Here is a 25,314-nt window from a genome sequence, read left to right as displayed (position 1 = left end):
TTCACCTGCAAAACGATTTTCCCAATACAATCATTTTTGGCACATAGGACAGGTATCCTGACTTCGCTTCAACCTACTTTCTCGTCTTCCCGTGAAGTGACACCTTGAGATTTCGTCAGCTCATACAGTAGAAAGGGTCTGTTGGGGATTCTCACCCCATTCCCTCATCTTACATGCGAAATATTTAGTTGTTCACCTCATTATAGCCAATCACCGTGAAAATCTATACGTTCCATCAACAAGAAGGCTACAATCTATCAATTTCACAAGAAAAAGACAAAATAATGATAAAATCATAGTCGCTGCTCAAATTCCACAAATTAAAGGACCGCTAATCAGCGATCCTTTACCTATTGATTCTATTCTAAGACTTCACGATTTTCTTGCTCGAAGCGGTCTAAAACAGCTCGGACGTCCTCTGCTGACGTCGTGTGCATTAGTTGGATCCGCAACTCATTGGCTCCAGAGAATCCTTTGATATAGATTTTAAAGAAACGATGCAGGCCGACGATTGTACGAGGAACTTGCTCTGCATAGCGATCCTGCAGATCCAGCTGCAAGCGCAGCAAGCCGATCCGTTCCTTGACTGTATGCTCTTTTGGGACCTGTTCAAAAGCATACGGATTTTTAAAAATCCCTCGACCGATCATAATGCCGTCGACACCGTATCGCTTTGCCAGCTCCAAGCCCATTTTGCGATCCTGGATATCCCCGTTGATAGTGATTCGAGTATGTGGAGCGATCTTATCGCGCAGACTCACAATCTGAGGAATAACTTCCCAATGCGCATCCACCTTGCTCATTTCCTTTCTAGTCCGCAAGTGAACAGAAAGGTTGGCAATATCCTGCTTTAATAAATGACTGATCCAATCCCCAAGTTCAGCAGTTTCAGTGAAACCAATCCGCGTCTTGACACTAACTGGCAGGCCACTCGCCTTAGTCGCTTCAATCAACTCTGCCGCAACTTCAGGACGCAGGATCAAGCCGCTGCCCTTTCCCCGCTCTGCCACGTTTGGAACCGGACATCCCATATTTAAATCGATTCCTTGGAAACCCATTTCTGCCAAGGCGATACTCATTTCCTTGAAAAATGCTGGGTTGTCCCCCCAGATATGCGCCACCATTGGCTGCTCATCTTCCGTAAAGACCAGCCTTCCTCGAACACTTTCGATTCCGTCAGGATGACAAAAGCTATCTGAATTCGTAAACTCAGTGAAAAATACATCCGGAGCTCCAGCCTCCTTCACGACATGGCGAAAGACCACATCTGTCACGTCTTCCATCGGAGCCAAAATAAAAAAAGGCTTCGGCAGATCTGACCAAAAATTTGTTATCATATTGACTTTGTCCTCCTCCCCTACACAGAGGGTGATTCACATTCAAAACAAAGCTATTGTACTAGGAATCGTCGTAAGAAGCAAAAACTGAGACTAAAAAAGTCTTTCGTTGCAGCTTTGACCCATACAAAAAGGCTGACCCATTGAACGGATCAGCCTCTTTTTGAACTTATTTCTAAAAATCACTCCACTCGCCATCCTCCACACGAGCCGCTTTTTTGCTGTTTTTCCGAGCTTTTGATGGCTGCGGACGATCATATGGAGTTCGGTAGCGCCCATGGTTCACATCTGCTTTTGGCATCAATACTGCGAATAATAAGTAAATAAAAATCGGGCTTCCTTGCAATCCGATCGTCGCAAAAATAAACAAGATGCGTGCGATGGTTGGATCGATCCCTATATATTCAGCAATCCCTGCTAAAGCACCAGTCAGAACAACATTGCTTTTTGATTTGGTTAATTTTCTAGTCATCTCTATTCTCCTCTATCTATCAAAATCTTTCAGAAAAATGCTGCCGGTCTTCGAAGATACATCAATTTGAGCAGTCGATCCAGCTTCCCTTCTAAAATGAAACAGACGTTGTCTAGCATCTCTACGCTCCCTGACTGTTTGAAAATCAGAAAGACGGTAATTGATTTCTCCTAAATCGGTTTTTGCAACGCCTTCCAATCCAATCATCGTAGGAAGGGAAACTTTCACATTGCCATTTAACGAGTTCGCACGAATTCGTTTCAAGTCCGGATTCCCTGCTGTGATGCGGATCTCGCCGTTGACGATCGATGCATCGAGGTTGACTACGTCTGCTTTAGAAGTAATCGATCCGTTGACTGTCTCGATGATCGAATCGTTGATTGATCCATTGTGAAGTTCGATCTCGTTATCTGTTCCTTGGATTTCTAACAACGCAGCATTGACCGTGTCTAACTGAAGATCACCGTTCACAGCCTTGATATACATGTCTTTAGCTGCAATTTCTTCCACGACCAATTCACTGTTTAACAACCGAATCACCAGATGGTCGTAAATTTTCTCTGGCAAATAGAACGTTAATTCTGCATGGATTCGCTTATTATGGACATGAAACAACAGCTGATCTTCCTCCACCTCGATCTGGCTGCGTTCTAAAAATGCTTCGAGCGGGTCGGTGCCGTACACGTCTCCGTGAAATTCGATCTCCGCTTCCACATTGATATCCGATCTTGGCCAAGTTTTAAGAACAACCATTCCGTTGGCCAATTTGATATCCAGATCAGTCACGCTGCTTTCGCGGAACGTAAACTGATGTTCGAAGCTTGTTCTTCCAACGCTCGGCATGCCGAATTCCGTAAATTTCCCATCCACTGTATCCGTAACGGTTTTCAAAGTCCGATTGACCAATTGATTGATTCGCGTGCTGAGGTCATTGACCGGTTCTCTCGGCTGCTCTTCCTCCTCGTCATCCTCATACAGCTCTTCATAATCTGTCGGTTCGGTATGCCAGACGGGAATGGAATAGAAATCTCGTTCAACAACTTCCTTGTCTTTCTTCAATTGATCGATTTTCGCTTCCAGCTCCGCTATTTCCTCTTTGGTTTGTTCATACAATGCAGCATTTTCTTCAGAAATGATTTCTAATTCGGCCTCTAGCTTCAAGTTTCGATGAATTTCTTGCTTTTCCTTCAGCAGCTCATTGATCGGTTGAATCTGCTGATCGATTGCATGGATTTTTTTCAATGTATCGTTTTCTTTAGAAGTCGCTTTACCAGAAGAGGACGAGCTTTCTTTGTTGTCCTCGGAATGATCCACCCGCTTTTCATGATCGCTGGTCAGCCATTCATCGATCAAATTTGCCACCTGATCCTGTGGTTCGTCTGGTACCTGATCTTCCTGTGTTTTTAATTCTGTCTCACTTTCCTTGGATTCCGGTTTTACTTCTTCCTTGTGGTCCATTTCTAAATCTATTTCATCCGACTGCTCGATTTGTTCTAATAATTCCAATCCTTCTTCAGGTGTGATCGTACCATCCTTGATTGCTTCTAAAATTTCTTTTCGTATCGCCATGCTAGTGCCTCCTTGTTGGACTCTCTTTCTTCATGACTCTATTATGCAAGAGAATTTCATTTTTTTCATAGGTCAAAAGAAGTATTTTTGACTAGTCATTTTGTCGGTTTTCGATTAAAATCATTCGGTTCTTTTTTAGAATGAATCATAAAATTGGCTCATTTAGAAACCATGCAAGTTTATATTAAGTGTGATCACCATCTCGACAGTATCGCTGAACCGCTGCATGTGTACAAAAATACCGTTGCATATCGTATCAAAAAAAAATCAAAGAATTATTTTGGAGCAACTTCGATGATCCAAGACAACGTAAACGTCTTATAGCAAGGCGTGTCGTTTCCTCTCCCTCCTCCTTAAACGGCTGTTAAACTTATGGTATCAACTACAGGGGTCTTTCTATGGAATGATACTGTCCAAGCAAACTATTAATAAGTTCAGCAATCATCCTTAACTATACAAGATGACCGCGGGACTTTTAAATACGGCTAACTATAGGATGCTTACAAAGCAACGCTGAGCACTTTATCATTCTTATCAAATTCGATTACCAGCTGATTTATTAACTAATGAAAAAATCCCCTTTTGAGCATCAGTCAGCAGAACACATGTACTCAGGTAGCACAAATTAACCCTAAAAGGCCGATAGGAATTCTTTCCTCTCGACCCTTTAAGAATATTTGTTCAATTTTTCTTTTTGCCTAATCTTCAAAAGTCGTTGGTTCATGTCCCAACAGCTACGTCAACACATTGGGATTTCCGTCCAAATCTCAAGTTGAGTAGGAATGAACTAAATGCTTGAAGTATCTTCTAGAGAAAAGATCGTTCGCTTGACTCTAATCTAAGAAATCCTTCACGTCGATATAAGCGATTTTCGCCTTTTTATCGCATACTTGATTGGATACTTTTACCATGGCTTTCCCAACATCTTCGGTCGCCATATTACCGATTTTTCCGTCCACATCGTAAAATATCTGATACTCGCCAGTTTCCGCCACCAACTGTGGATTAAAAGTATGCATATGATTCATCAGCAGTAAAATCGTCTACAACCATTGTGTCTTCATCCCTTTAACAATCAAGTATTCTTCCACATCCCGTTTAGCTGTATGATGAAATAAGCTGGTGAAGATTAGTTGGGTGACGGAAATGAAAATGAAATTCGTAACATGAACAACCATCAAAGCCTTCTTTATTAACGCGTTCATGTCCATAGTGTTCTTTGTTCATTTTCCTAATATAAAGGTCGCTTCTAATACCTCTACCGGAGTAGCTGTTTCCTTTAACACAGCGTTTAATTTTTCAATATTTTTACGACCTTGCGTATTCATCCATTCAATTGCGGCGTCCTTGCCGTCAGCGATATAACTTTCTACTCCGTCTGCCCAGGTCGCCCGGCCACAAAGTACACCATTGAAAGTGGAGCCAGCGTTTTTGGCAAAGCGCAAAGTTTCTTGGAACAGCTCAGCTTTCACCCCAGCGCTCAAGAAAATAAATGGTAAATTAGTAGCTTCAGCTTGCTCCTTGAAGAAATTAGCGGCTTCGGCTTTCGTATGAACCACTTCGCCTGTTGCATAGCCTTCGACAAAATTCATGTTGACAGGTACTTCTACCTTCAATACATCAACACCATAACGGGGATCAGAAAATTCCTTCATCATTTCGATCACTTTATGCGGTTTTTTGATTGCATATTCTTTCGAGGTCGCGTCGGAAATACCCGCATCATAAGAAACCAATTCAAGGAAGAAGGGCAGATTTTCCGCCTGACATTCTGAACCAATCCGTTCGATGAAGGCATGTTTCTGATTATTGATTTCTTCTGTTTCATCGACATCATAATAAAGTAAGAACTTGCAGGCATCAGCTCCCGCTTCCTTCAACCGTTTGACTGACCAGATCGATAATAAATCAGGCAATCGTCCGGGAGTCGACGCATCATAGCCCGTTTTTTCATAAGCTAATAACAAACCAGCATTTTCAGCTCTCGCGTCCGCAGCTGGCAACCCGTATTCTGGGTCCAATAAAATTGATGAGGCATAGTTAGTTAATTGAGAAGAGACAATTTCCTTAAATTCAATGATTTCTGATTCTTCAGCATCGCTGCCTTTGAATTTCGTGATCATTTTTTTTAACGCACCACGTTGGTCGATGGCTAATGCTCCGATTACTCCATCTTCATTACACAGTTGTTTGATAAATTGACGTTTTTCTTCGTTCATTTCCAGTTCCTCCTACTTCGTGTTAATGTAATCATTTTTCAAAAAACGAAAAATGAGTTTTATTCTCACCACGTATATCATTCCGCTAAACTTATTTCCTTTTTGTAGTAACGAATTCAGTTAAATACTCTTTCTCTTACAAACACTGCTAAAAGCGGAACTGTCATCCTACTTCGTATTAATGTAATCATTTTTCTAAAACCGAAAAATGAGTTTTATTCTCATCACGTATATCATTCCGCTAAGCTTTTTCCCTTTTTGTCGTAACAAATTCAGTTAAATACTCTTTCTCCTACAAACACTGCTAAAAGCGGAACTGTCATCCTACTTCGTATTAATGTAATCATTTTTCTAAAACCGAAAAATGAATTTTATTCTCACCACGTATATCATTCCGCTAAACTTATTTCCTTTTTGTAGTAACGAATTTAGTTAAATACTCTTTCTCCTACAAACACTGCCAAAAGCGGAACTGTCATCCTATTTCCTCTATGTTGATTTGATCGAATAGTATTTGGTAATTGGCTAAATTAACGTGCCCTGTTGTTGCTTCTTGCGCGTTTAGCATCCCTAAGACATTTCCCTGTTTCAATACCGCCTCATCGGATAGACCTGCTTCGATGGCGGCAGTAAGTCCAGCCACGGTTGCATCTCCAGAGCCCACTGGATTGACGACCTCGATTTTCGGGATGGTCACCCGATAAAATTTATCGAAATGCTTGGCAAAAGCCCCATCACCGCCCATTGAAACCACGATCCATTCGATGCCTGTAAACATTGGTTCAGATAAAACCGCCTTTAGTTCCTCCACATCGTTCAAAACGCTTCGACCCAATAATCCAGCTAGCTCTTCGGTGTTTGGTTTGATCAACTTAGGCTTAACATCCTCTTTAAGTACCGCTGTTAAAGCTGCACCGGAACAATCTAAAACAACTGGTTTGGGCTGACAAACTTGCAGCATTTGACTATAAAAATCAATCGGCAATCCTTCCGGCAAACTGCCTGAGAAAGAAATAATATCCGCCTTAGCTGCTAATTTTCCGAAGTGTTCTAAGAAAGCTGAGGCTTCTTCTTCGGAGATAACCGGGCCGCTTTCCAAAATCTCTGTTTGCTGCCCTTCGTGTAAAATAGCGATACAATTGCGGGTCTCTCCGCTGATTGGCAGAAAATCATGAGCGATCCTAGTTTGATCCAAATCCTTTTTGATTTCTTCGCCTAAAAATCCACCGATCAAACCGCTGGCAATCACCTCAGCATCTAGCTGCTTTAAGATGCGAGTGACATTCAATCCTTTGCCACCAGCCGTCTTGCGAACTTCTTTTACTCGATTCACGGTATCTAGCTTGAATGTTTCCAATGGATAAGAAATGTCGATCGAAGGATTCATGGTAATTGTTAAAATCATCGGCTGTCCCTCTTAATCATGGTATTCGCCACGGTCCCATTTTTCGATAAATTCATCGAAGAAATGCGGATCGGACTGGTCAGCACTGGCTTTTTCAACATGATCGATTTTTGCGATCAATTTTTTATTTTCTTCTGTTTCTTGGTACTCCGCTTTAATGAACGCGTCGATAATGTCGCAAATCAAAAATTCACCTGTAATTCGAGCTCCGAAACCGATCACATTGGCATTTAATTCCTCTTTGGCATAAATAGCAGTGGTCATGTCCCGAACCAATGCACTGCGGATGCTAGGAACTTTATTAACGGCGTTATTGATCCCAACGCCAGTACCGCACAAACAAACCCCTAAGTCTGCTTCGCCGCTAGTGACTGCTTCACCAACTTTTTTTCCATAGATTGGATAATGCGTGCGGGTAAAATCATAAGTCCCCATATCCAATACTTCGTGTCCTTTTGATTTTAAGAAATCTGATACTGCCATTTTGGTATCTGTGACAATATGGTCACAGCCGATTGCGATTTTCATTCTATTCGTCCTCTCTCGATTTTCTTAGGCCATTTTATTTAACATATCGACCCGAACTTGATGACGCCCGCCATTGTAGTTCGCTTGCAGAAATTCTCTAACGATGTTCAGCGCCAATTCATCACCGACGATTTTTGAACCAAGGGTGATCATACGAGAATTGTTGTGTTCGCGGGTCATGTAAGCACTACGTTCATCGGAAACTTCTGCTGCTACCATTCCTTTGACCTTAACTGCTGTGATAAAACTACCAGCGCCATAACCGTCAACCGCAATCCCTAAGCTGCCTTCGTTTTCATTCAAATCATTGGCGATTGCCAAAGTTGATTCCACAAAATCCTCTGAAGCCGTTTCACTTTTATCTACTACTGTAAATCCTCTATCGATCAAGTCTGCCTTGATCAATTCCTTTAATCTCATGCCATCACTGTCTGAACCAATTACTACACGCATTTTAGTTTCCTCCTAATAAATTACTGAATGATCTTGGTGTATTGCTGATAATAACTCCTCAGTTCGGCTGAAAGAGTAGAATCCGTAAATAGTGCATCGATCTTGCGCAGATCGTAGAACGTATAAAAGTCACTACGGTCAAATTTATTTGCAACAGAAACCAAATATTTTTCAGCTACGTTGTCTAAGACGTTCTTCTGCAAAGTGCCTTCTTCAATACTGAAATTTAAGACCTCGATGCCCTTTAGACCGTTGACACCGACAAAAGCCTTCTTGATACCGATTTTCTGCACTGTCTCATTCGCGATTGAACCAACAAAAGCGCCCGTCTTTTCACGATAGAGTCCGTCGATTAAATAGAACTCAGATCGTTTTGGCTCACTTAATAGGTTGAAACCCGTAAGACTGTTGGTCACGAACCGTGACGAGGAAGGCTCAATGTATCGCGTCATCAGTTCAATCGTGGTGCCAAATCCAAGAAAGATCATACCATCTTCTTTTGTAATGTGTGCCGCTGCATTTTTGGCTACATATTCCTTCTCTTTGGTATGCAGCTTCTTTAAGCGATCAAAGCTCCGTCCGTTTTCTTTTCATGATCTTGCATGAGAATGGCGAGGGGCAAGCGGGAATGCCAGCTGATATCATGGCTTTCATTAATTTAATCGACAAAGAAAACTTATGTTCGTTTTTCAAACTAGAGGACACAGAAGCAATCATTTTACCTGGAAACAAATTGTTGCCGCTCGGTGGAATCATCGCTATGGGTTTTACGCTGCATTGCTCGTTGTCACTCATGGTAAATTGATTCGCATGGTCGTGACTGGTGTGATCGAATTGTCATTATTCTTATGGTAGTAACATTAATCGCACCATTCGCTACTCAAACAGTCTAAGCAGTAGGTGCATTTCCAGCAGGCCTGAGCGGATCTGCAATAATTTCTCATACCTCGTCTGTAATAACAGCTGTCAAATCAGTCAGATTATAATAAGCAGAAAACCTTGCTTGCCAATCTTCGAATGATCGATCAGTAGAAAACGTTGAATAGAATAATTTAGTGCAATTTGCTGCGTCTGGTCCTCTTTAAAGCTTGCAGTCATCATTTTTTGTTCGCTTATTGCATTACAACTAAAAGCTTTATGGAAATTCCCGTTTTCCAGCGATTTATTCGTAATCTCGCTAACAAAGCTTTGAGTCATTTTCCAAAACTTTCCATCAAGTAAATAGATTTTCCAATTTTTCTTATGCTTGTTCAATTGTTCAAAGATCAGTTGACAGTTTTTTACGATTCTTAAAAATCAACGTCCATATACGGTACAATGAGTTCTATTGTCGTTCCTATACCAAGAAAAATGGGAAAGCTCCGTTCGGCGACAAAGATTTTGCAGCTTCTCCCCACCGTGGATTCGTTCTAACAATTCCTACCGCTCTCGTTTATCTAGGTCACGACGAACCGTCATGTTGGAAACAGGGATTTTCTCCATGATTTCGGTACTGCGAATGGTAACATTAGCCTTCAGCAATGTTAATAATTTCTGAAATCTGTCTGCTTTTAACATCTTTAATTCTCGTTTCTCTCTCGTATTCGTTAAAATACAGCATTGTTAAAAGAAAAGCCTGAATCCATTAAAACAATTAATCAACAAGACAAGAAAAATGACCGCTTGATAAACGATGCTTACTTTTCTAGATGGAAGGATGCCACTCATTTTTGCCCCAAACCAGCCTCCAAAAATAGCTGCGGGGATCACAAATAGCAGCATCGCTAAATCAAATCGCTGATAACTAGCCGTGAAAAATATGAGCATTAGCTTTGAAGCTTGTGAGAAGAAGATCGTGATGATTGAGTAAACCGTTGCCTCTTTGATCGGCATACCGAAAAACAACATCAGCATCGCCACATTGATCGGTCCGCCGCCAATGCCTAACAGGCTAGCTAAAAAACCGAGAACCAACCCCACCAGTACATAGATTAAAGAGAATTGACAGCAGAAGCTGAAGTTTTCTTTTTTCGAATAAAAAAGTGCAAATAGCAAAGTTAGAATGGTCAGGATAATCTGAAGCATTTGTGTAGTTCGTTCATTTGAGAACTGTAATATCCATTCAAAAGCCAGGTTCCCCAAAGCACCGCCAGACATCGAGCCAACAGAAATCAACAATGCCTTGTTCCAATGAATTGAAACTTTATTTCTCACTTGCCGTAGCGTCGACACGATCGACATCGTGAAAACTGCCATAGAAGAATAAAAAGAAATAGCGGCCAATGAATGCGCCCCGATAACATCAAAAATCGGTTTAATTAATACGCCACCGCCCATACCTGAGATCGCACCAATCGTATTTGCAGATACGATTACCAAAAAGTAAACAAGCCCAATCACAAAATTTCTCCCTCTAACCTTTTTTTATTAGTCGTTGCTGATGTTTAAATTGCTCAAGACTATCAATAATTGCTGGTAATTTTGGAACGAGTGTGTTAAGTAGCATTTGATAGCCACAGAATTCATACTGTTCATCCACGTAAATTACATCTTTCATTCGCTTGCATCCGCCGCCACAATAATGTTTAAATGGGCAATTCAAACAAAGACTTGAGATTTTTGGCTTTTCACATAAAAAATCTCTGGTGATTGTCTGCTGGAATAGTTCTTTTAAACCTTTATCTTGAATGAAACCCATTCGATACTCATCCAAAACGTAGAAATCACAAGGATAAACACTACCATCTGCCTCAATCACATATTGAATCTGGCAATTTCCGATCAGCCCACAAGCATTCACCTGCTTATTAGCAAACAGATAGACCAAATCATCAAACAATTTGATACTTATGTATTTTCCGTTTTCAAGTTCCTTGAGCCATAGCTTAAAAAGCTGCTGATAGAACGAGGCAAAACGCTGAGGGCTCAGCACATAACTGCTTTTTTCATCGGCATGCAACTCATCTAAACAAGGGATAAGTTGAACAAAATGAATTTGCTGGTCTTGCAAAAAGCGAAAAACCTTCTTCGCTTCTTTCGCTAATTGATTCGTCAAGACACACAAAACGTTGTAATCAATTTGAAACTCATCAAACAGTTTTTTGGTTATTAACACGCGGTGATAGGTACCGCGTCCTTTAGTATCCAGTCGGTTCAAATCATGATAGGTCGAACTGCCGTCAATGGACAGCCCGACCAAAAAATCATGACGCTTCAAAAATCTGCACCAGCGTTCATTGATCACCATGCCGTTTGTTTGGATTGCATAATGAACTGTGACTCTTTTTGATTGTTGCTCAACCAGCTTCACAAGTCTCTCAAAATAGGCAAGTCCGGCTAGCGTCGGCTCTCCCCCTTGAAAGGCAAGTGTCAGCTCATCTCCGTCTGCCAAATCTAAGTAAATATTGGCAATCATTTTTTCGGTTGTTTCATTCTTCATCTTTCCATAAGAACGAACATCTCTTAGTGAACTAATGTCAGCATAAAAGCAGTATTTGCAACGAATATTGCATTGTGCTGATGCTGGTTTGATTAGGATAGAAATGTGCTTCACGGTTGAACGCTCCAATCTAATTTAAAATCTTTGATAAATTTCCGTTCTGTTGATCAAGAATTGCCTTTGCCTTTTTCTGAGAAAGACCCTGCCGTTCCATTAAAATAGCTGTCGGGAGATCGTACTGGACTTTTTTCAGCAGCTCTTCAGACGCTTCGTCTGATAAAGTGGTTGTACTTTTTAAAATATCGATCGTGCGCTGAACCAACTTTTTATTGGTCGGCTGGACATAGATCATCGAATCCTCAAAAACTTTTCCCAAACGAACCATCAGTGCAGTTGAGAACATATTCAACACTAGCTTTTGCGCTGTACCCGCCTTCATTCGTGTCGAACCACTGACGATTTCTTTTCCAACCGGAAGATCAATCGCGGTTTCAGCGATTGTCTTCAACTTACTCATTTCAACACAAGATAGACTGATGGTAGAAGCTCCAACTTCTTTTGCATAAGTTAACGCCGCAAGACAATAGGGCGTTTTTCCACTAGCCGCAATGGCTACGACAACATCGGAATCATTCAATTGAACATTTTTTAACGCCAGACAAGCCTGTTCTTCTGAATCCTCTGCTTGCTCAACTACTTGAAACATTGCTTCCTTCCCGCCTGCTAACAAACAGAAATAGCGAGTAGGATCAATTCCATAGGTAGGGGTCATTTCCAACGCATCCATCGCAGCGATTCGCCCAGAACTGCCAGCGCCGCAATAGATGATTCGCCCGCCTTGTAGAAACTTTTGATAGGCTAACTCGACGGCTTTTTCAATCGCCTCAATTTCCTTTTCTACAACAAACGCAATTTCTTTATCCGCTGTGTTGATTTTCTTCAAGAGCTCTTTTATGTCCATTTGCTCAACAAACTTCTCTTTCATTTGAACACCACTCTTTCTAGTTATTCAGTGAAAGTCTTTCCAGTTGTTCCTTCGGCGCTTCCAATATTACCAATTGCTCCTTCAAAAAAGTCTTATACTTTTCTTCCAGCTCAGCATTATGAATCGGACTCTGTTGATAAGGATCCTGTTCGAGATCAAACAGCAAACTATCCTTGGTGTATTCAGAAACATCCGGCAGGCCGTCTAAAATCGCTGCTCGTTTGATTGGTACTTTGAAAACAGGATAATCCGTTCTCGTTAAAAAGCGCCCCGTTTGAATACTTGCAGGATCTGCTTCTCCAAGATAATGACGGATCGTTGTAGGAATCCCTGCATATTCAAATAGCGGTTGATTTTGTTCATTCGGTGATCGGAAATACGTGTACTTTCCATCCGTGATATTGACCGTGATACCATGAGCCCCATAAAGCGCAAAGGGTTTGTTTCTTGGTTCTTCCTCAAAAATCGGCTGCCACGAAACTCCTTGAACTTCAGCGGGCACCGCGATTCCAAAGGTATCCAAAACCGTCGGCATCACATCGATATTTTGTGTTAATTCACTCGTTCTTTTTCCTGCCTTTTTTCGCTGGGGATGTTTAACAAACAACGGAATCGCCGCCAATTCATTAAAGTTGTGCATATAGTTTTTCCCAAATAATTCGCGATCACCCAAGAAATACCCATGATCGGAGGTAACGATGATCTGAGTATCCTCATACATATCCAACGCCTTCAATTTGTCGATCAGCCGGCCAAAATGCACATCCGTCATCGTAACCAGCGCCGAATAACGATTTCGAACATACTCTTCAGCCTCTTCAGGAACATCGACTTTTCCATACACCGGTGTTTCGAAAAAGGGACCCGCGTAATCTTTTTGATAGAGATCCATATACTTTTTCGGAACATCAAAGGGTTCGTGAGGGTCAAAAACCTCTACTTGTAAAAAGAAATCCTGTTCACCTTTGTTCGTTGTTAACCAATCACACGCCGAAGCAAACGTTCGCGGTGTTGGATAGGCATCTTCGTCATCGCACCATAACTCTCGATTGGCTTGGTATTGCTTACGCAAACGACCATGATACTGTTCCGGCATCCACTCAGGGTCACGCATGATCGAATGCCATGGATCGCCCTCTTGCCCGCGTTGAAAATCCCAAGTATCAAATTGATTGATATAACCTTCTCCACCCAATCTAAAGTAGTGGGTATGATCTGTTGTTAGATGCGAAAATACGGATTGCTCCGCCAATACTTTTGGTAACGTGATATCAAAAGGTTCTATTGGGCCCCAAGAACGTTCCAAAAAGTTTAATCGACCGGTCATTAAATCCCGCCGTGCAGGCATGCACGGCGTTGATCCAATATAATGATTGTCAAAAGTCAGCGAATCCTTCGCAAAAGCATCCAGGTTAGGCGTCTGAACATTGGTTGTTGGATTATAGGCAGATAAATAATCTTTTCGTAACGTATCCATTAAAACTAAAATTGTACGCATCTTTTCCCTTCCTTATACCAAGATTCCAAATGCAGATAAGGCTATCGCGATAAAAATGATAACAAAGATCATCGCAACCACATGTTTGCCATTCCATTTCTTCAATAGATACAAGCATAGGATTGTCATCAACATCGGCAGCATGTTAGGCATAACTTTGTCTAACATTTCCTGAACTTTGATCGCTGTATCGCCTTTGCCGTATTGCATGCCTAACGTAATATTTACCGTTGAAGCGATCAAGGCACCTGTGACCATTACCCCTAGAACATTGGCTGAAGTACTAATCCGGTCTAACAGCTTCTTGCCATTTTCAGAAGTCAGCAAATCCCTTCCTTTGGTATACCCCATGTGAACACCATAATATTTCAACGGAAAATAGAGCACATTAATCATGACAAACATCAAGATCGGTCCCAAAAAGTTACCATCTACCGCAAAGGAAGCCCCAATACTGCCGGCGATTGGAAACCAGGTAAAGTTCAGTAAACTATCGCCTAAACCGGCCAACGGCCCCATCAAACTGGTTTTCACAGCGATCACAGATTCTTTTTCATCTTCATCAGTACTCTCTTCCAAGGCAATCGTGATTCCCAAGATAAAGGGAACCAGTACGGGATGACTGTTGAAAAATTCTAGATGGCGCTGTTGCGCTTCAATTCTTTCTTCCACAGGACGGTCTTTATACAGTCTTTTTAAAACTGGTGTGATCGAATACAACGTTCCCAGACTCTGCATCCGTTCATAATTGTGTGAAAACTGAATCAATTGCGACCGCCAAAATACTTTGTTTAAATCTTTTTTAGTGATTGTACTTTCCATTACAGATCAAAGCTCCCTTCATCATCGGCTACCGTAACCGTCGAACTATCGGCGGCACTACCTTTTACCCCACCAGCACGATTCATTAAGATGTCGTATAGAGCGGCCGCACACAAGGCAAACATCGCTACCGCAATGGTTGGCAGCTGTAGGAATGTCGCTAAGGAAAATCCTAAAAGTAAAAAGATCCACATGTTCTTTTTCATCATCATAGACAGCAGCATAGCCAAACCAACGGCCGGGATTACTTTCGATGCAATGGTCAATCCAGTTAAAATGAATTCTGGAACAGCCGCTAAAACAGCTTCAATTGCAGGCGCTCCAAGATAAACTGCGATGAACACAGGTACTGCCCGACTTAGGAAAAAGAAGAACCCTCCCAGATATTGAAGTTTATCAATTTGTCCGAATTCACCGCTTTGAATAATTTTGTCTGCACGATGGACTAATGTAACGTTGAAGGTCATGATGATCATACTTAATTGTTGAACCAACAAAGCAACCGGGATCGCTACCGCAACACCCGCGGCTTCCCCACCGCCAGACAAAATTCCGATCGCCGTTCCTACAACCGCCCCTGAGATAACATCTGGTGGCTGATAAGCACCCACATTATTTGTCCCCAACCACATCAATTCAAGTGTTCCAGCAATGATCAGCCCTTCTGTTGGTTCTCCTAAGATCAAACCAACGACAACACCTGCTAAAAGCGGTTTTCTAAAACCCAAATGGGGTCCAAATTGGTCTAAAGCACAAAAACCTGCCCAACAAGCAACTAATAAGGATGTTACTAACATTCCTTCCCCTCCTCTTTAGATCAATGTTTTATAGTCAACACGTGGATCTTTTGGTACCATTTGGACATTTATATGAATGTTTTTCTCCATCAACCCTCTAAATGCCTGATCCTCTTCTTCAGTAACTGAGATTGCTTTAGACAAACGATTTCTGCCATCTCTGAAGCGCATACCACCAGCGTTTACTTCAGAAATTTCCAACCCTTCTTTAACCAATTGAAGAATATCTATAGGATTTGTAAATAAGAGCATGGTGCGCTTTTTGATTTCAGTTTTCTTCATGACTTCTGCAAATTGGGAAACGCCGAAGATAATTACTTTGACGCCTGCCGGAACCGCAAAGTTAGCGACGGAAGCCTGCACCGGATCATTTTTTGTTTTATCATCGATAATCAAAATTTGTTCGATATCATAGTTTCTTGTCCAAGTTGTCGCAACTTGACCGTGAATCAAGCGGTCATCAATTCTTACTAATTCAATAGCCATCTTTTTTTCTCCTCACAATCGTAGTAGTTTCAATAATAAAAGGCTCTTTATAATTCGTAGGCTTCCTCTTCTTCTTTTTCCAGCATCGACTTATCAAAAATACTCAAACTTTCCGGATATATTTCTCGAACTTTTTCCAATAATTGCTCTTTCGTTTCTAACGGTGACATGAACAGTTCAATTAACATAGGAAGATTAAATCCTGTAACAATTGAAAGATTTGAAAATTCATGCAAAACTTTAATGCTGGCATTAAATGGGGTTCCGCCTAATATATCGCAAAAAATGATGTACTCTTCTTCTGCATTTTTTTCAATAACTTCTATAATTTCTCCTTTCATCCCGTCTAATGTCGTATCAAAACTGACTTCTAAAGCATCTGCATTTTCTTGACCACCAACGATCATTTCTGCACTCGCTAGTGCTGCTTTCGCAAACGGACCGTGGCTCGCTAAAATATAACGCATTTTGTTCCCTCCTGTTCCTTTTGTTCTCTTTTGTTAGCTTTGTGCAAATGATACCGCTTTATATTTTGCTTGTCAACACTATTTTGATTCTTTTTGAATCAAAATGTTCTTTTTTGTGCTTTTAGCTTGTTAGATCATTTTTTTCATGTTAAATTAACTATAGAAGGAGAACTAGACTTCTAAGTCTTTTTAACAAACAAATATTTCAGGATTTGAGAATTGAATAAATAGTAAAAGAATAAGGAGGAACACTATGCTAAAGAGTGATAGAATGCATTTCATCCTTTCTCTTGTCAATAAAAAAGGAAGCATTTCTGTAACTGAACTGGTAAAAGAATTGAATGTATCGGTGATGACTGTTCGAAGAGACTTGGATAACTTGGATAAAGAAGGCTTGTTGGTTCGAACTCATGGCGGTGCCACCAGTGTAGATTTTATTGCGAATAATCATATGAGCTATACCGAAAACAAAGAGATCCACCTTTCAGAAAAAAAACAAGTCGCAAAATTGGCAGCCAAAAAAATTCTTTCAAATGACATTGTTTTTTTAGGTCCCGGAACAACGATCGAGCTAATCGTTGATTATATTACCGTTCCCAATGTTCAAATAGTAACTTCAAGTTACTCTGTCTTTAAAAAGTTAGTTGATAGCGATAATGATTACGATGTGATTTCAATCGGCGGCAAATTTGATAAACGCTCAAATTCCTTTAGTGGTGCTCTTTCTTCTGATATGATCTCCAAATTGCAGTTCACTAAGGCATTCATCGGTATTAATGGTGTGCATGATTTTTCAGTGACCACCTTCAATATCGATGGTGGTGAATTGCAAAATAAAGCGCTCAATAATTCACAGGAACGCTATATAGTTGCTGATAAATTTAAATTTAAACAAAATGCGTTGTTTGATTTTTATACTTTGCAAAAGGGTGACACTTTCATCACGAATCATTCATTAGACCAAGAAACAATCGAAAAGTATCAGGAGCTTGTTCATTTTGAGTTTTCACAGGAAAGCTAATTCCAGCTATATCCAGCAGAATAGGCCGGACACCCAATATAATGGAAGGGTTGTTCGGCTGTTAGTATTTAGACTGTTTCTGTTTTTAATACATTTTTTATTCATAGTAAATAAAACCGGATAGTAACAGTGATTTTTTCATTCTTTGGGCTAAATTCATAATTATGAATTCTCACGGCATCAGCCTTTTCACGATACACAAACATGGATATCTAAAAGAAGCCATGAGACTGACTGATAAAACACTATGAAGCTGAACTCGTTAAGGTGGAACTCCAACTAATTCAGCTACCTTATAATGCTCTGAGATATGTTGTACAACGACTGAAACATCAAAATAAGGAAAAAAGTAACCGCTAAATTTCAAAAAAGGCTATTTTTTAAATTTGGTGGAGTGTTTGCTTTTCTATAAAAATGAATTATAAAATTTTCTCCCAAAATTTTCTCAATTAAACATTTTCAAAGACATAAAAACGTACCTAACGTTCGTTATTTATCAAGTTGGATAAGCAACGATTGCTAAACTTTATTAATTGGCAATGAATGTTTTCAAAGAGCACCAGTTAGATTACTTATTATCAAGTCTTTTATGTTTGAAGTTTTCAGAATAAACAAGAAGCGGACTTGATGGAGTAATCCACAAAGTCCGCTTCTTTAGCTATCATTTCGAATTATTTAAAAAACGAGACAACTTCGTGGCTTTCGCTGTCAAAAAAATGCCCTTTACTTATATTAAAGGCTAAATCAATAAATTTACCCGGCTCATGAAAGTCTCGAGCATCTACTCTAGAAATGAACTCATTATCACCTATTCGGGTGTAGAGCATTGTTTCAGCCCCTAATAGTTCAGAGACCACAACTTCAGCTCTAACTGTTGCATCAGGAGTCGACTCTAAAACTATTTGTTCTGTATGAATATCTTCTGGACGAATTCCAAAAATCAGTTCTTTTTCTTCATATCCTTGCTCAACCAAAACCTTATTTTTCCCTTCAGGTACTGCAAGGTTCAATCCGTAGCTATTCGTGATACGGCCATTGTTTAATACAACATTAAAGAAATTCATCGCTGGAGAACCGATAAACCCTGCCACGAATACATTTCTCGGTGTATTGTAGACTTCTTGAGGCGTGCCGATTTGTTGAATAAATCCATCTTTCATAATAACTATTCGGTCAGCCATCGTCATTGCTTCCGTTTGATCATGTGTCACATATATTGTCGTAGTATTTAAACGTTGATGTAATTTCGCAATTTCCGCACGCATCGCTACACGTAATTTTGCATCTAAGTTGGACAATGGCTCATCCATCAGAAAGACTCGGGCATCTCTAACGATCGCTCGGCCCAACGCAACACGTTGTCTCTGTCCTCCAGAAAGCGCGGCTGGTTTTCTATTAAGATATTCAGTTAATCCTAAGATTGATGCAGCGTTCTCAACTCTTTGCTTTATTTCTTCTTTTTCAAATTTTCTTAACTTTAAACCAAATGCCATATTATCAAAAACGGTCATATGAGGATACAATGCGTAGTTTTGGAACACCATCGCAATATCTCGATCTTTCGGCGCGACATCATTCATGATCTGCCCACCAATCTGTAATTCCCCTTCTGAAATGTCTTCTAATCCAGCAACCATCCTTAAGGTTGTCGATTTTCCGCATCCAGACGGTCCTACAAAAACGATAAACTCTCGATCTGCAATATCCAAATTAAAATCAGTAACAGAGTAATTCTCGTTATTTGCATACTTTTTATGAATCCCTTTTAATGCTACTTCGACCATGTCTCTCCCTCGTCTTTCATTAGTAATCAGAAAAAGAAACCGTTTTCCGATTGTTGTTCAAATGAAGCGGCTAAATACTTAACCGCTATTACGCTATTATTTAAGAGTCGCTTTTTCCAAACTGCTTTTTATTTCGTATGTTTGCGGGGTGGAATTTGTCGCAGAAATCTTTTTTTCCAAAAGATCAGCGACAGCTTTACCAATCTCATACGGTCGTTGACGGATATGAATAGGAATATTTTTTGAGAATATTGATTGAAAAACTATTTCTCCATAAGAGGCTATCGGATATTTACTCATCTCTTCTTCGGATAATTCTTCGTACATAGCACTGATTAACCCTGCAACCATCGTATTATTCAGTGAAATAATTCCACATCCTAATGGAAAATCCTCTCTAATCGTCAGGAAAACCTGCTTCGCCGTTTCTTCGCTATACTGTCCGTCAATGTAATGGAATAGGATTTCTTCTTCTTTGAGTGCTTGTTTTGTTCCAAGTAACCTTTCTTGACCGATTGAAAGCTCTTCATGACCACCTAGCACAACAATTTCATTAGAAGGCTTCTCTTTAAGAAACTCTTTTGTCAATTGATACGCAGATTCTTGATTGTTTTCACAAATATAATCCATCGGATCCTTATTCTCGATATACCTATCCACGCTGATAATATACATGTTAAGCTGTCTTAATTCCTCGATGAATTGATCATTTCCGCCGATCGTAGATAACACAACTGCTTCTGCGTTACTTTCTAGTAATTTTTTAAGAATTGCTCGTTCTTTTTCCGGCTTGTCATCTGAACTCGCGATATAAAAGACGTATTCAGAATGTCTGAAATGATCTTCTATCCCTTTGATTACTTGCATAAAGAATTCATTAGTAAATGTGGGGATAACTATTCCAACAACATTGCTACTATTTTTCTTCAAATTTGAAGCAAGCGTATTTGAAAAATAATTTAATTCTTTAATAGACTCTTGAACTTTTTTTCTGTTGTCGTCAGTCACTGTTCCAATCCCATTCACTACTCTTGAAACCGTTGCTGTAGAAACGTTAGCATGTTTTGCTACGTCCTTAATAGTTACTCTTTTTAAGTTCATTTCCTCTTTAGGCATATTCTTTCCTTCTTTTCGTAATCACGATTCTTTTTCTCGATAATCTTAACATTTTAAATTATAGAAATAAATATCCTTCAGTGCTTACTATATTATTCACACCAATTATCTCAGATTACTCGCTATTTTTCAGATTGCAGTAGAATCTCCATTTTTTTCTGGGCATCCGTTGCAGCTTTTTCAGGCGTCGTTGAAAACAGAGCATTTTGTATCATGTCTCCAATGATATCACTCTCTTCAGGAGACATAGTCAGTTCAGGGACTTCTGTTCCGTAAATCTGATCGGTAACTTCCTTTGCTAAATTTTGTTGGTAAGCTTTTGGTGCTCCTTCAACTACACTTTTTCTTGGTGAGTAAGAGAACTTAGCTTCCGTATTCCATTTGGTGCTATTCTTGCCGTCTTTATCCAAGAACATTGATTGAACAAATTTGGCTGCTTCTTTTGGATGCTCGCTTTTTGAATTGACAACAAAACTCCAGCCACCAGCAACAGTAACGTCTTTTGCACTTTTATCTGGTTTTGGAAGTGGCACTACACCAATATTCCGATCCTTAAACTCATCATTCAAAGCTCGGATACCTACTGTACCACCAATCCACAGAGCTGTTTCATCATCTCCTAGAATCCCTACATCTCCTGCTCCTCTTGAAGGTTTGAGGTTCGCACTACCATTATCGATCATTGTTTTCCATAATTTTAATACTTTGATTACTTCAGGAGAATCCAAATTTGCTTTGCCGTCAACAATAAAATTCGAATTTTGTTGCCAAAGAAATGGCATCAGCAAGAAATTCTGAAAAGCTCCTTTAGTGACTTCAAAGGTAATACCAGCACGTTTATCGGTGGTTAACTGTTTAGCCGCATCGACCATCTCATTCCAAGTTTCAGGTGGCGTAATATTTTTTTCGGCTAATAGATCTTTATCATAGAACAGTGCTACCAAGTCTTGTTCAGTCGGCACTGCAAGAATATGTCCGTCTTTATCTGTTACTGCTTCAAGTGATGCCTTAGAGTAATCCTTTCTTACTTCATCAGAAAAATAATCTTCCATTGGATAAGGGATTCCTGCGTTAATAAAATTACCGATCGTTCCAGGACTAGCGACAAAAATATCTGGACCTGTTCCCGAAGTAAAAGCGGTCGCTAATTTAGTGCCCATGTAATCGTCTACAGGGATATTGCTTTGTGTAATTTTTACATTCGGATTTTTCTTTTCAAAATCTTTGATACGCGCTTTGAAGAACTTGTCTTCACCACCATCCTTTGACCAAAAATTCCAAAACTCTAATTTTATTTTTTCATCACTTTCTGCGACTTTATTATTTTTTCCACAACCACCAAGACCAGACAATCCGATAAAAATTAAACAACCTAACAATAATTTCTTCATTCAATGAGCTCCTTATCTTTTATACAGGCTTAATAATTGAAAAACTCTTCGGTTTCCTCTGCTGTAGCAGCTTTTATATCAGGCAACGGTAAACGTTCTTTCATACTTATTAGCGGTTGAAATTCTTTATGCGGTTCTGTCTGGTACCAATATGCTGTACTACTATAGTCATCACTACGATGATTGTTATGTCCATGTTCAATCGTAACTTTGATGGATTCATCAAACATGATCGGATCTTCAATGTGATAGCGATAAGTTGAGATTTTTCCTGCCCAATTTGGATCTCCTCCAAGAAGCAAACCAAAATAAGGACTTTGATATTCTTCTGTTGGACACCAAGCAGTATTAAAATAATCTTCCATTCCAGTACCGTGTATGGTTGGAGGCCATTCAGCACCGTCGATAAAGATCATATCGTCACCTTCGCCATACCAATTCCACTCATTGGTGTAACGTAAATTATGGATATTCAAATTACAGCCGATGTAATGTCCTTTTCCTTCAGCTTCTAATAAAACATAATTATTTTTTCCATCCGTATTTTTCCCACCAAACTCAAAGAATGCATTCGATACATCATCACTATTGATTCCTTGAGTCAATTCTCGATGCCAAGTCGCATGAAAACGCAGAGAAGTATCTGGAGATTCTTCATACAATTCATGATCGATGTAGTAATAAAATTTGATTGGATTTGTTGCCTGTGATTCTATTTCAAATCGTGCGCCTTCGGCAAAAGGCATCGGCAGAACACAATTCAATGCTTGGCCACTCTCCGGTCCCATTTGGAAGGGTGCTGACGAATAATTTTTAGTTATCCCGTGTCCCATCCCAAAAAAATCTCCGATAGGAACTTCTACACTAGGCTTTTCTTCATTGTCCCAAAACATACGAATGATCACTTTGCGATACAAATAGTCTTCCATCGCACCGTCTTCTAGTGGTGCCATAGTCATCCAAATGTGCGTAACACAGCCAGATCCATTAATCGTCGCAATTGTTTTCCTATCACCTGAATAGATCTTTAAGAAATCACGATTTCCTCCTGTAACGTCATAACTAGATGCTCTTTTTCGTTTGCCTGTTCTTTCTTTGCAGATGTCTCTTAACGAACTTCCTAACATATACTATTCTCCTCTACTCTTTCATGCCGGCAGTTTTAATACCGTCCTTAATATAATTTTGGAATAAGAAAAATAAAATGACCGTTGGTAGTGCAGCAATCACTGCTCCAGCCAATATCAGATTCCAAGCGGTTGTATGTTCTTGCTTAAAGTTTGCCATGGCCACTTGAACGACCCACAGATCTTGCCGTTGAGTAACGATCAAAGGCCACAAGTAGGTATTCCAGTTGGTGACAAAAAAGGTTATTCCTAATGTGATCGTGATCGGTGTTGATAATGGACGATAGATTTTCCAGAAAATCTGAAAATTTGATAATCCATCGATCCTTGCTGCTTCCAGTAATGAATCCGGTATATCCATGAAAAATTGCCGGTATAAAAAGATTCCGTACGCATTCGGAAGTAATGGCAGAATTACCGCCCAAAGTGTATTTAACAAGCCCATTCCTTTAACAATCGAAAAGAGCGGGATCATGATTACTGCAAAAGGAATCATCATAGTGCTCATGAACCAACCAAAGACGAACCGTTTTCCAGGGAATTTTAGCTTAGCCAAGGCAAAGCCTGCCATCGAATGGAATAACAGTGCAGCAATAGTGATCGTTGCCGCAATGATGAAGGAATTCAGCATGCTTTGAAAGAAAGATCCATTCGCCATTACCTGCCGAAAATTGTCTAAGGTAAGCGTACTAAAATCAGGAATCAGCGACATATTAAAGATTTCGTTATTCGGTTTGAATGAACTTAGAACCATTACGTAGATTGGAAATAGAAATAACAAAGCCAACGCTACTGCACAGATATTGATGATCCATTGTTTTTTTCTGCTTCTCTTCATGCTTTCTTCCCTCGTTTCGCTTTTGGTTCCGTAGCTCCCATTGATCTAAATTGAAAATATGATAGACCCATGATCAACATAAATAGTGCGACAGCCATTGTTGAGGAGTAGCCAAAGTCATACATCGTAAATGCTTGATCGTAAATTCTGAAAACCGTAACCTCCGTTGCTTTCGCTGGGCCACCATTTGTCATAATTTTGATCTGATCAAACACTTGGAAAGAACCGATTGTCGTTACGATCAGAATAAAAACAGTCGTATTTTTTATTTGCGGTAAGGTCACATTAAAGAATTTTTGGATTGCATTTGCACCATCCATTTCGGCTGCTTCATAATAAGTTTTTGGAACATCTTTCAAAGCAGATATAAAAATCACCATATTGTATCCGACGATCAACCAAACACTGACGGCTACAACACTCAATAAAGCTTGGTTTTTATCTGCTAAAAAACTCTGATTCGGAATTCCAAATAGTTTTAATATCTCATTGAAATACCCTCTTTTAGGCGAGTACATAAATGTCCAAACTAAAGCAGCAACAACTGTTGAAATAGAATATGGAATAAAGTAGGCCATTCGAGCAAAAACCTCTAATTTTCCTTTAAGGCTGGTAGTCACCAGTGCTAATCCTAACGAAATACAATAAACACTAGGAATATAAATAATGGCATAGGTGAACGTGACTTTTAATGAATTCAGAAAATCTTTATCACCTAACAAGCGTTTATAATTATCTAGCCCAATAAACTCCATCGGTGTTAAACCATTCCATTGATGAAAACTCACATAGATTGCATATAGCATTGGAATAAAAACGAAGACAGCCAAGCCGATAATATCGGGTAATAACATTAAGTAGGCAGTTATTGCCTCACCAAAATTCTTGTTTAGCGTCTTCTTTTTGATCGTTGCCGAACTTTTTTGTTCTTCTTTTGTGCCCATCTTTAACATACGATCCTCCTTACTATTGGGGCTGAAAAATCAGCCCCAACTTATATCATTTACTCGTTTTCGAAATAGTCCTTTAGTTTACTGTCAGCCTCTTTAGCTGCTTCTTCTGGTGTTGTATTATAGAGTGCTTGTTGGATCATATCTCCAATAATATCCGCAACTTTAGGATCCATTGAAAGTTCTGGACGTTCTGTTCCGTAGATCTCATTTGTAAACTCGGCACGCAGACCTTTTTGATAAATTGCTTCAGCTTCCTTGATCACCGATTTTCTAGGAGAATAAGAAAATTTCACTTCCGTATTCCATTCAATACTATTTTTCGGATCTTTATTTAAGAACAGCCATTTTACAAATTTGCTATGCTACCCCTATCTAGGACAAGGAAATAATTAAATCCTAGATAGGGGTATTTGTTATGGGAAAAAGAAGGATGAAGCTCAGTGCAGAAGAGCGCATAAAGATTGTTGAGAGTTATCTTAGACAGGAAATCAGTTTAACTAGTGCAGCTAAAGAAGCCCAAGTTAACGTGAACACAGTCAGAAGGTGGTGTGCTTTATATGAAAATGAAGGGCCCACTGGTCTGATTGCCACGAATAAGAATAAAAAGTATTCGAAAGAATTGAAGCTG

General features: G+C 39.8%; 29 protein-coding genes, 2 pseudogenes and 1 riboswitch. Of the genes and pseudogenes, 4 read left to right on the top strand and 27 right to left on the bottom strand.

Annotated elements, in window-relative coordinates; all coding sequences use genetic code 11:
* Positions 1-30: 30 nt before the first annotated feature.
* A riboswitch (cobalamin riboswitch) is annotated at positions 31-208 on the bottom strand.
* A 151-nt stretch (positions 209-359) separates the two neighbouring features.
* From NRIC_RS07280 to liaX, 3 genes are all read right to left on the bottom strand, one after another.
* Entirely contained in the window at positions 360-1,337 is a 978-nt protein-coding gene (locus tag NRIC_RS07280) for a tRNA dihydrouridine synthase (RefSeq protein WP_146622038.1), read from the bottom strand.
* A gap of 175 nt (positions 1,338-1,512) precedes the next feature.
* Entirely contained in the window at positions 1,513-1,809 is a 297-nt protein-coding gene (locus NRIC_RS07275; RefSeq protein ID WP_146622037.1) for a PspC domain-containing protein, read from the bottom strand.
* 12 nt (positions 1,810-1,821) lie between these two features.
* On the bottom strand, positions 1,822-3,378 hold the full coding sequence (gene liaX, locus NRIC_RS07270; protein WP_146622036.1) for a daptomycin-sensing surface protein LiaX: 1,557 nt from the start codon (positions 3,376-3,378) through the stop codon (positions 1,822-1,824).
* Positions 3,379-3,549: 171 nt separating this feature from the next.
* Between liaX and NRIC_RS19835 the strand changes: the two genes are divergently transcribed.
* The gene (locus NRIC_RS19835; RefSeq protein WP_227873764.1) at positions 3,550-3,702 is read left to right on the top strand and encodes a helix-turn-helix domain-containing protein; all 153 of its coding nucleotides are present in this window, start codon (positions 3,550-3,552) and stop codon (positions 3,700-3,702) included.
* Between the two features lie 509 nt (positions 3,703-4,211).
* Here the strand turns inward: NRIC_RS19835 and NRIC_RS07260 are convergent.
* The 7 genes and pseudogenes from NRIC_RS07260 to NRIC_RS07235 all read right to left on the bottom strand — a co-directional run.
* Positions 4,212-4,406: a hypothetical protein gene (locus tag NRIC_RS07260; RefSeq protein ID WP_146622034.1), complete on the bottom strand. Its 195-nt coding sequence runs from the start codon at positions 4,404-4,406 to the stop codon at positions 4,212-4,214.
* 15 nt (positions 4,407-4,421) lie between these two features.
* Positions 4,422-4,556, bottom strand: a complete 135-nt coding sequence (locus NRIC_RS19685) for a hypothetical protein (protein ID WP_265416102.1) — start codon at positions 4,554-4,556, stop codon at positions 4,422-4,424.
* Between the two features lie 45 nt (positions 4,557-4,601).
* Positions 4,602-5,597 (bottom strand): tagatose-bisphosphate aldolase, encoded by a 996-nt coding sequence (lacD, locus tag NRIC_RS07255; protein WP_146622033.1) that lies wholly within the window; start codon positions 5,595-5,597, stop codon positions 4,602-4,604.
* A 475-nt stretch (positions 5,598-6,072) separates the two neighbouring features.
* On the bottom strand, positions 6,073-7,002 hold the full coding sequence (lacC, locus tag NRIC_RS07250) for a tagatose-6-phosphate kinase (protein WP_146622032.1): 930 nt from the start codon (positions 7,000-7,002) through the stop codon (positions 6,073-6,075).
* Positions 7,003-7,014: 12 nt separating this feature from the next.
* The gene (gene lacB, locus NRIC_RS07245) at positions 7,015-7,530 is read right to left on the bottom strand and encodes a galactose-6-phosphate isomerase subunit LacB (RefSeq protein ID WP_146622031.1); all 516 of its coding nucleotides are present in this window, start codon (positions 7,528-7,530) and stop codon (positions 7,015-7,017) included.
* A gap of 24 nt (positions 7,531-7,554) precedes the next feature.
* Complete coding sequence (gene lacA / locus NRIC_RS07240; protein ID WP_146622030.1) at positions 7,555-7,983, bottom strand: galactose-6-phosphate isomerase subunit LacA; 429 nt, start codon at positions 7,981-7,983, stop codon at positions 7,555-7,557.
* Between the two features lie 20 nt (positions 7,984-8,003).
* Positions 8,004-8,549 (bottom strand): annotated as a pseudogene (locus NRIC_RS07235) (sugar phosphate isomerase family); the annotation flags it as partial.
* Between the two features lie 140 nt (positions 8,550-8,689).
* Between NRIC_RS07235 and NRIC_RS07230 the strand changes: the two are divergent.
* Positions 8,690-8,873 (top strand): annotated as a pseudogene (locus NRIC_RS07230) (PTS transporter subunit IIC); the annotation flags it as partial.
* 85 nt (positions 8,874-8,958) lie between these two features.
* Here the strand turns inward: NRIC_RS07230 and NRIC_RS19515 are convergent.
* The 10 genes from NRIC_RS19515 to NRIC_RS07185 all read right to left on the bottom strand — a co-directional run bounded on the left by NRIC_RS19515 (position 8,959) and on the right by NRIC_RS07185 (position 16,456).
* Positions 8,959-9,237 (bottom strand): sugar phosphate isomerase family, encoded by a 279-nt coding sequence (locus tag NRIC_RS19515; protein ID WP_265416101.1) that lies wholly within the window; start codon positions 9,235-9,237, stop codon positions 8,959-8,961.
* Positions 9,238-9,402: 165 nt separating this feature from the next.
* Complete coding sequence (locus NRIC_RS19510; protein WP_227873757.1) at positions 9,403-9,540, bottom strand: DeoR family transcriptional regulator; 138 nt, start codon at positions 9,538-9,540, stop codon at positions 9,403-9,405.
* Between the two features lie 45 nt (positions 9,541-9,585).
* Positions 9,586-10,362 (bottom strand): sulfite exporter TauE/SafE family protein, encoded by a 777-nt coding sequence (locus NRIC_RS07220; RefSeq protein WP_146622029.1) that lies wholly within the window; start codon positions 10,360-10,362, stop codon positions 9,586-9,588.
* Between the two features lie 13 nt (positions 10,363-10,375).
* A complete protein-coding gene (locus NRIC_RS07215) occupies positions 10,376-11,515 on the bottom strand; it encodes a radical SAM/SPASM domain-containing protein (protein WP_146622028.1) in 1,140 nt (379 codons plus the stop codon).
* Between the two features lie 16 nt (positions 11,516-11,531).
* Positions 11,532-12,386 carry an N-acetylmuramic acid 6-phosphate etherase gene (murQ, locus tag NRIC_RS07210; protein ID WP_146622027.1) on the bottom strand — a complete coding sequence of 285 codons (855 nt, stop codon included), beginning with the start codon at positions 12,384-12,386 and terminating at the stop codon, positions 11,532-11,534.
* 16 nt (positions 12,387-12,402) lie between these two features.
* A complete protein-coding gene (locus NRIC_RS07205) occupies positions 12,403-13,884 on the bottom strand; it encodes a sulfatase (protein ID WP_146622026.1) in 1,482 nt (493 codons plus the stop codon).
* A gap of 12 nt (positions 13,885-13,896) precedes the next feature.
* Complete coding sequence (locus NRIC_RS07200) at positions 13,897-14,706, bottom strand: PTS system mannose/fructose/sorbose family transporter subunit IID (protein WP_146622025.1); 810 nt, start codon at positions 14,704-14,706, stop codon at positions 13,897-13,899.
* On the bottom strand, positions 14,706-15,503 hold the full coding sequence (locus NRIC_RS07195) for a PTS mannose/fructose/sorbose/N-acetylgalactosamine transporter subunit IIC (RefSeq protein WP_146622024.1): 798 nt from the start codon (positions 15,501-15,503) through the stop codon (positions 14,706-14,708). The genes NRIC_RS07200 and NRIC_RS07195 overlap by 1 nt, the downstream gene beginning before the upstream one ends.
* 15 nt (positions 15,504-15,518) lie before the next feature.
* Positions 15,519-15,989, bottom strand: a complete 471-nt coding sequence (locus NRIC_RS07190) for a PTS sugar transporter subunit IIB (protein ID WP_146622023.1) — start codon at positions 15,987-15,989, stop codon at positions 15,519-15,521.
* A gap of 47 nt (positions 15,990-16,036) precedes the next feature.
* A complete protein-coding gene (locus tag NRIC_RS07185) occupies positions 16,037-16,456 on the bottom strand; it encodes a PTS sugar transporter subunit IIA (protein WP_146622022.1) in 420 nt (139 codons plus the stop codon).
* Between the two features lie 253 nt (positions 16,457-16,709).
* Here NRIC_RS07185 and NRIC_RS07180 point away from each other — a divergent pair, with 253 nt between their 5' ends.
* The gene (locus NRIC_RS07180; RefSeq protein WP_146622021.1) at positions 16,710-17,477 is read left to right on the top strand and encodes a DeoR/GlpR family DNA-binding transcription regulator; all 768 of its coding nucleotides are present in this window, start codon (positions 16,710-16,712) and stop codon (positions 17,475-17,477) included.
* A 671-nt stretch (positions 17,478-18,148) separates the two neighbouring features.
* On the opposite strand, the gene NRIC_RS07175 is transcribed toward NRIC_RS07180, so the two are convergent.
* The 7 genes from NRIC_RS07175 to NRIC_RS07145 form a co-directional block, all read right to left on the bottom strand.
* A complete protein-coding gene (locus NRIC_RS07175; protein ID WP_146622020.1) occupies positions 18,149-19,261 on the bottom strand; it encodes an ABC transporter ATP-binding protein in 1,113 nt (370 codons plus the stop codon).
* Positions 19,262-19,357: 96 nt separating this feature from the next.
* Positions 19,358-20,377, bottom strand: a complete 1,020-nt coding sequence (locus NRIC_RS07170) for a LacI family DNA-binding transcriptional regulator (RefSeq protein WP_146622019.1) — start codon at positions 20,375-20,377, stop codon at positions 19,358-19,360.
* A 122-nt stretch (positions 20,378-20,499) separates the two neighbouring features.
* Complete coding sequence (locus NRIC_RS07165) at positions 20,500-21,768, bottom strand: ABC transporter substrate-binding protein (RefSeq protein WP_146622018.1); 1,269 nt, start codon at positions 21,766-21,768, stop codon at positions 20,500-20,502.
* A gap of 29 nt (positions 21,769-21,797) precedes the next feature.
* Positions 21,798-22,895 carry a glycoside hydrolase family 172 protein gene (locus tag NRIC_RS07160; protein WP_146622017.1) on the bottom strand — a complete coding sequence of 366 codons (1,098 nt, stop codon included), beginning with the start codon at positions 22,893-22,895 and terminating at the stop codon, positions 21,798-21,800.
* 13 nt (positions 22,896-22,908) lie between these two features.
* Positions 22,909-23,733 carry a carbohydrate ABC transporter permease gene (locus tag NRIC_RS07155; RefSeq protein ID WP_146622016.1) on the bottom strand — a complete coding sequence of 275 codons (825 nt, stop codon included), beginning with the start codon at positions 23,731-23,733 and terminating at the stop codon, positions 22,909-22,911.
* Positions 23,730-24,686: a carbohydrate ABC transporter permease gene (locus NRIC_RS07150; RefSeq protein ID WP_146622015.1), complete on the bottom strand. Its 957-nt coding sequence runs from the start codon at positions 24,684-24,686 to the stop codon at positions 23,730-23,732. The genes NRIC_RS07155 and NRIC_RS07150 overlap by 4 nt, the downstream gene beginning before the upstream one ends.
* A gap of 50 nt (positions 24,687-24,736) precedes the next feature.
* On the bottom strand, positions 24,737-24,979 hold the full coding sequence (locus tag NRIC_RS07145; RefSeq protein WP_146622014.1) for a hypothetical protein: 243 nt from the start codon (positions 24,977-24,979) through the stop codon (positions 24,737-24,739).
* A gap of 122 nt (positions 24,980-25,101) precedes the next feature.
* Here NRIC_RS07145 and NRIC_RS07140 point away from each other — a divergent pair.
* A partial coding sequence (locus tag NRIC_RS07140) for a helix-turn-helix domain-containing protein (protein ID WP_146622013.1) occupies positions 25,102-25,314 on the top strand: 213 nt, incomplete at its 3' end.

This window comes from Enterococcus florum, from assembly GCF_004309355.1.
GTDB lineage: Bacteria > Bacillota > Bacilli > Lactobacillales > Enterococcaceae > Enterococcus_A > Enterococcus_A florum.
Note: the sequence above shows the minus strand (reverse complement) of the source record. Positions and strands in the feature narration are given on the sequence as shown.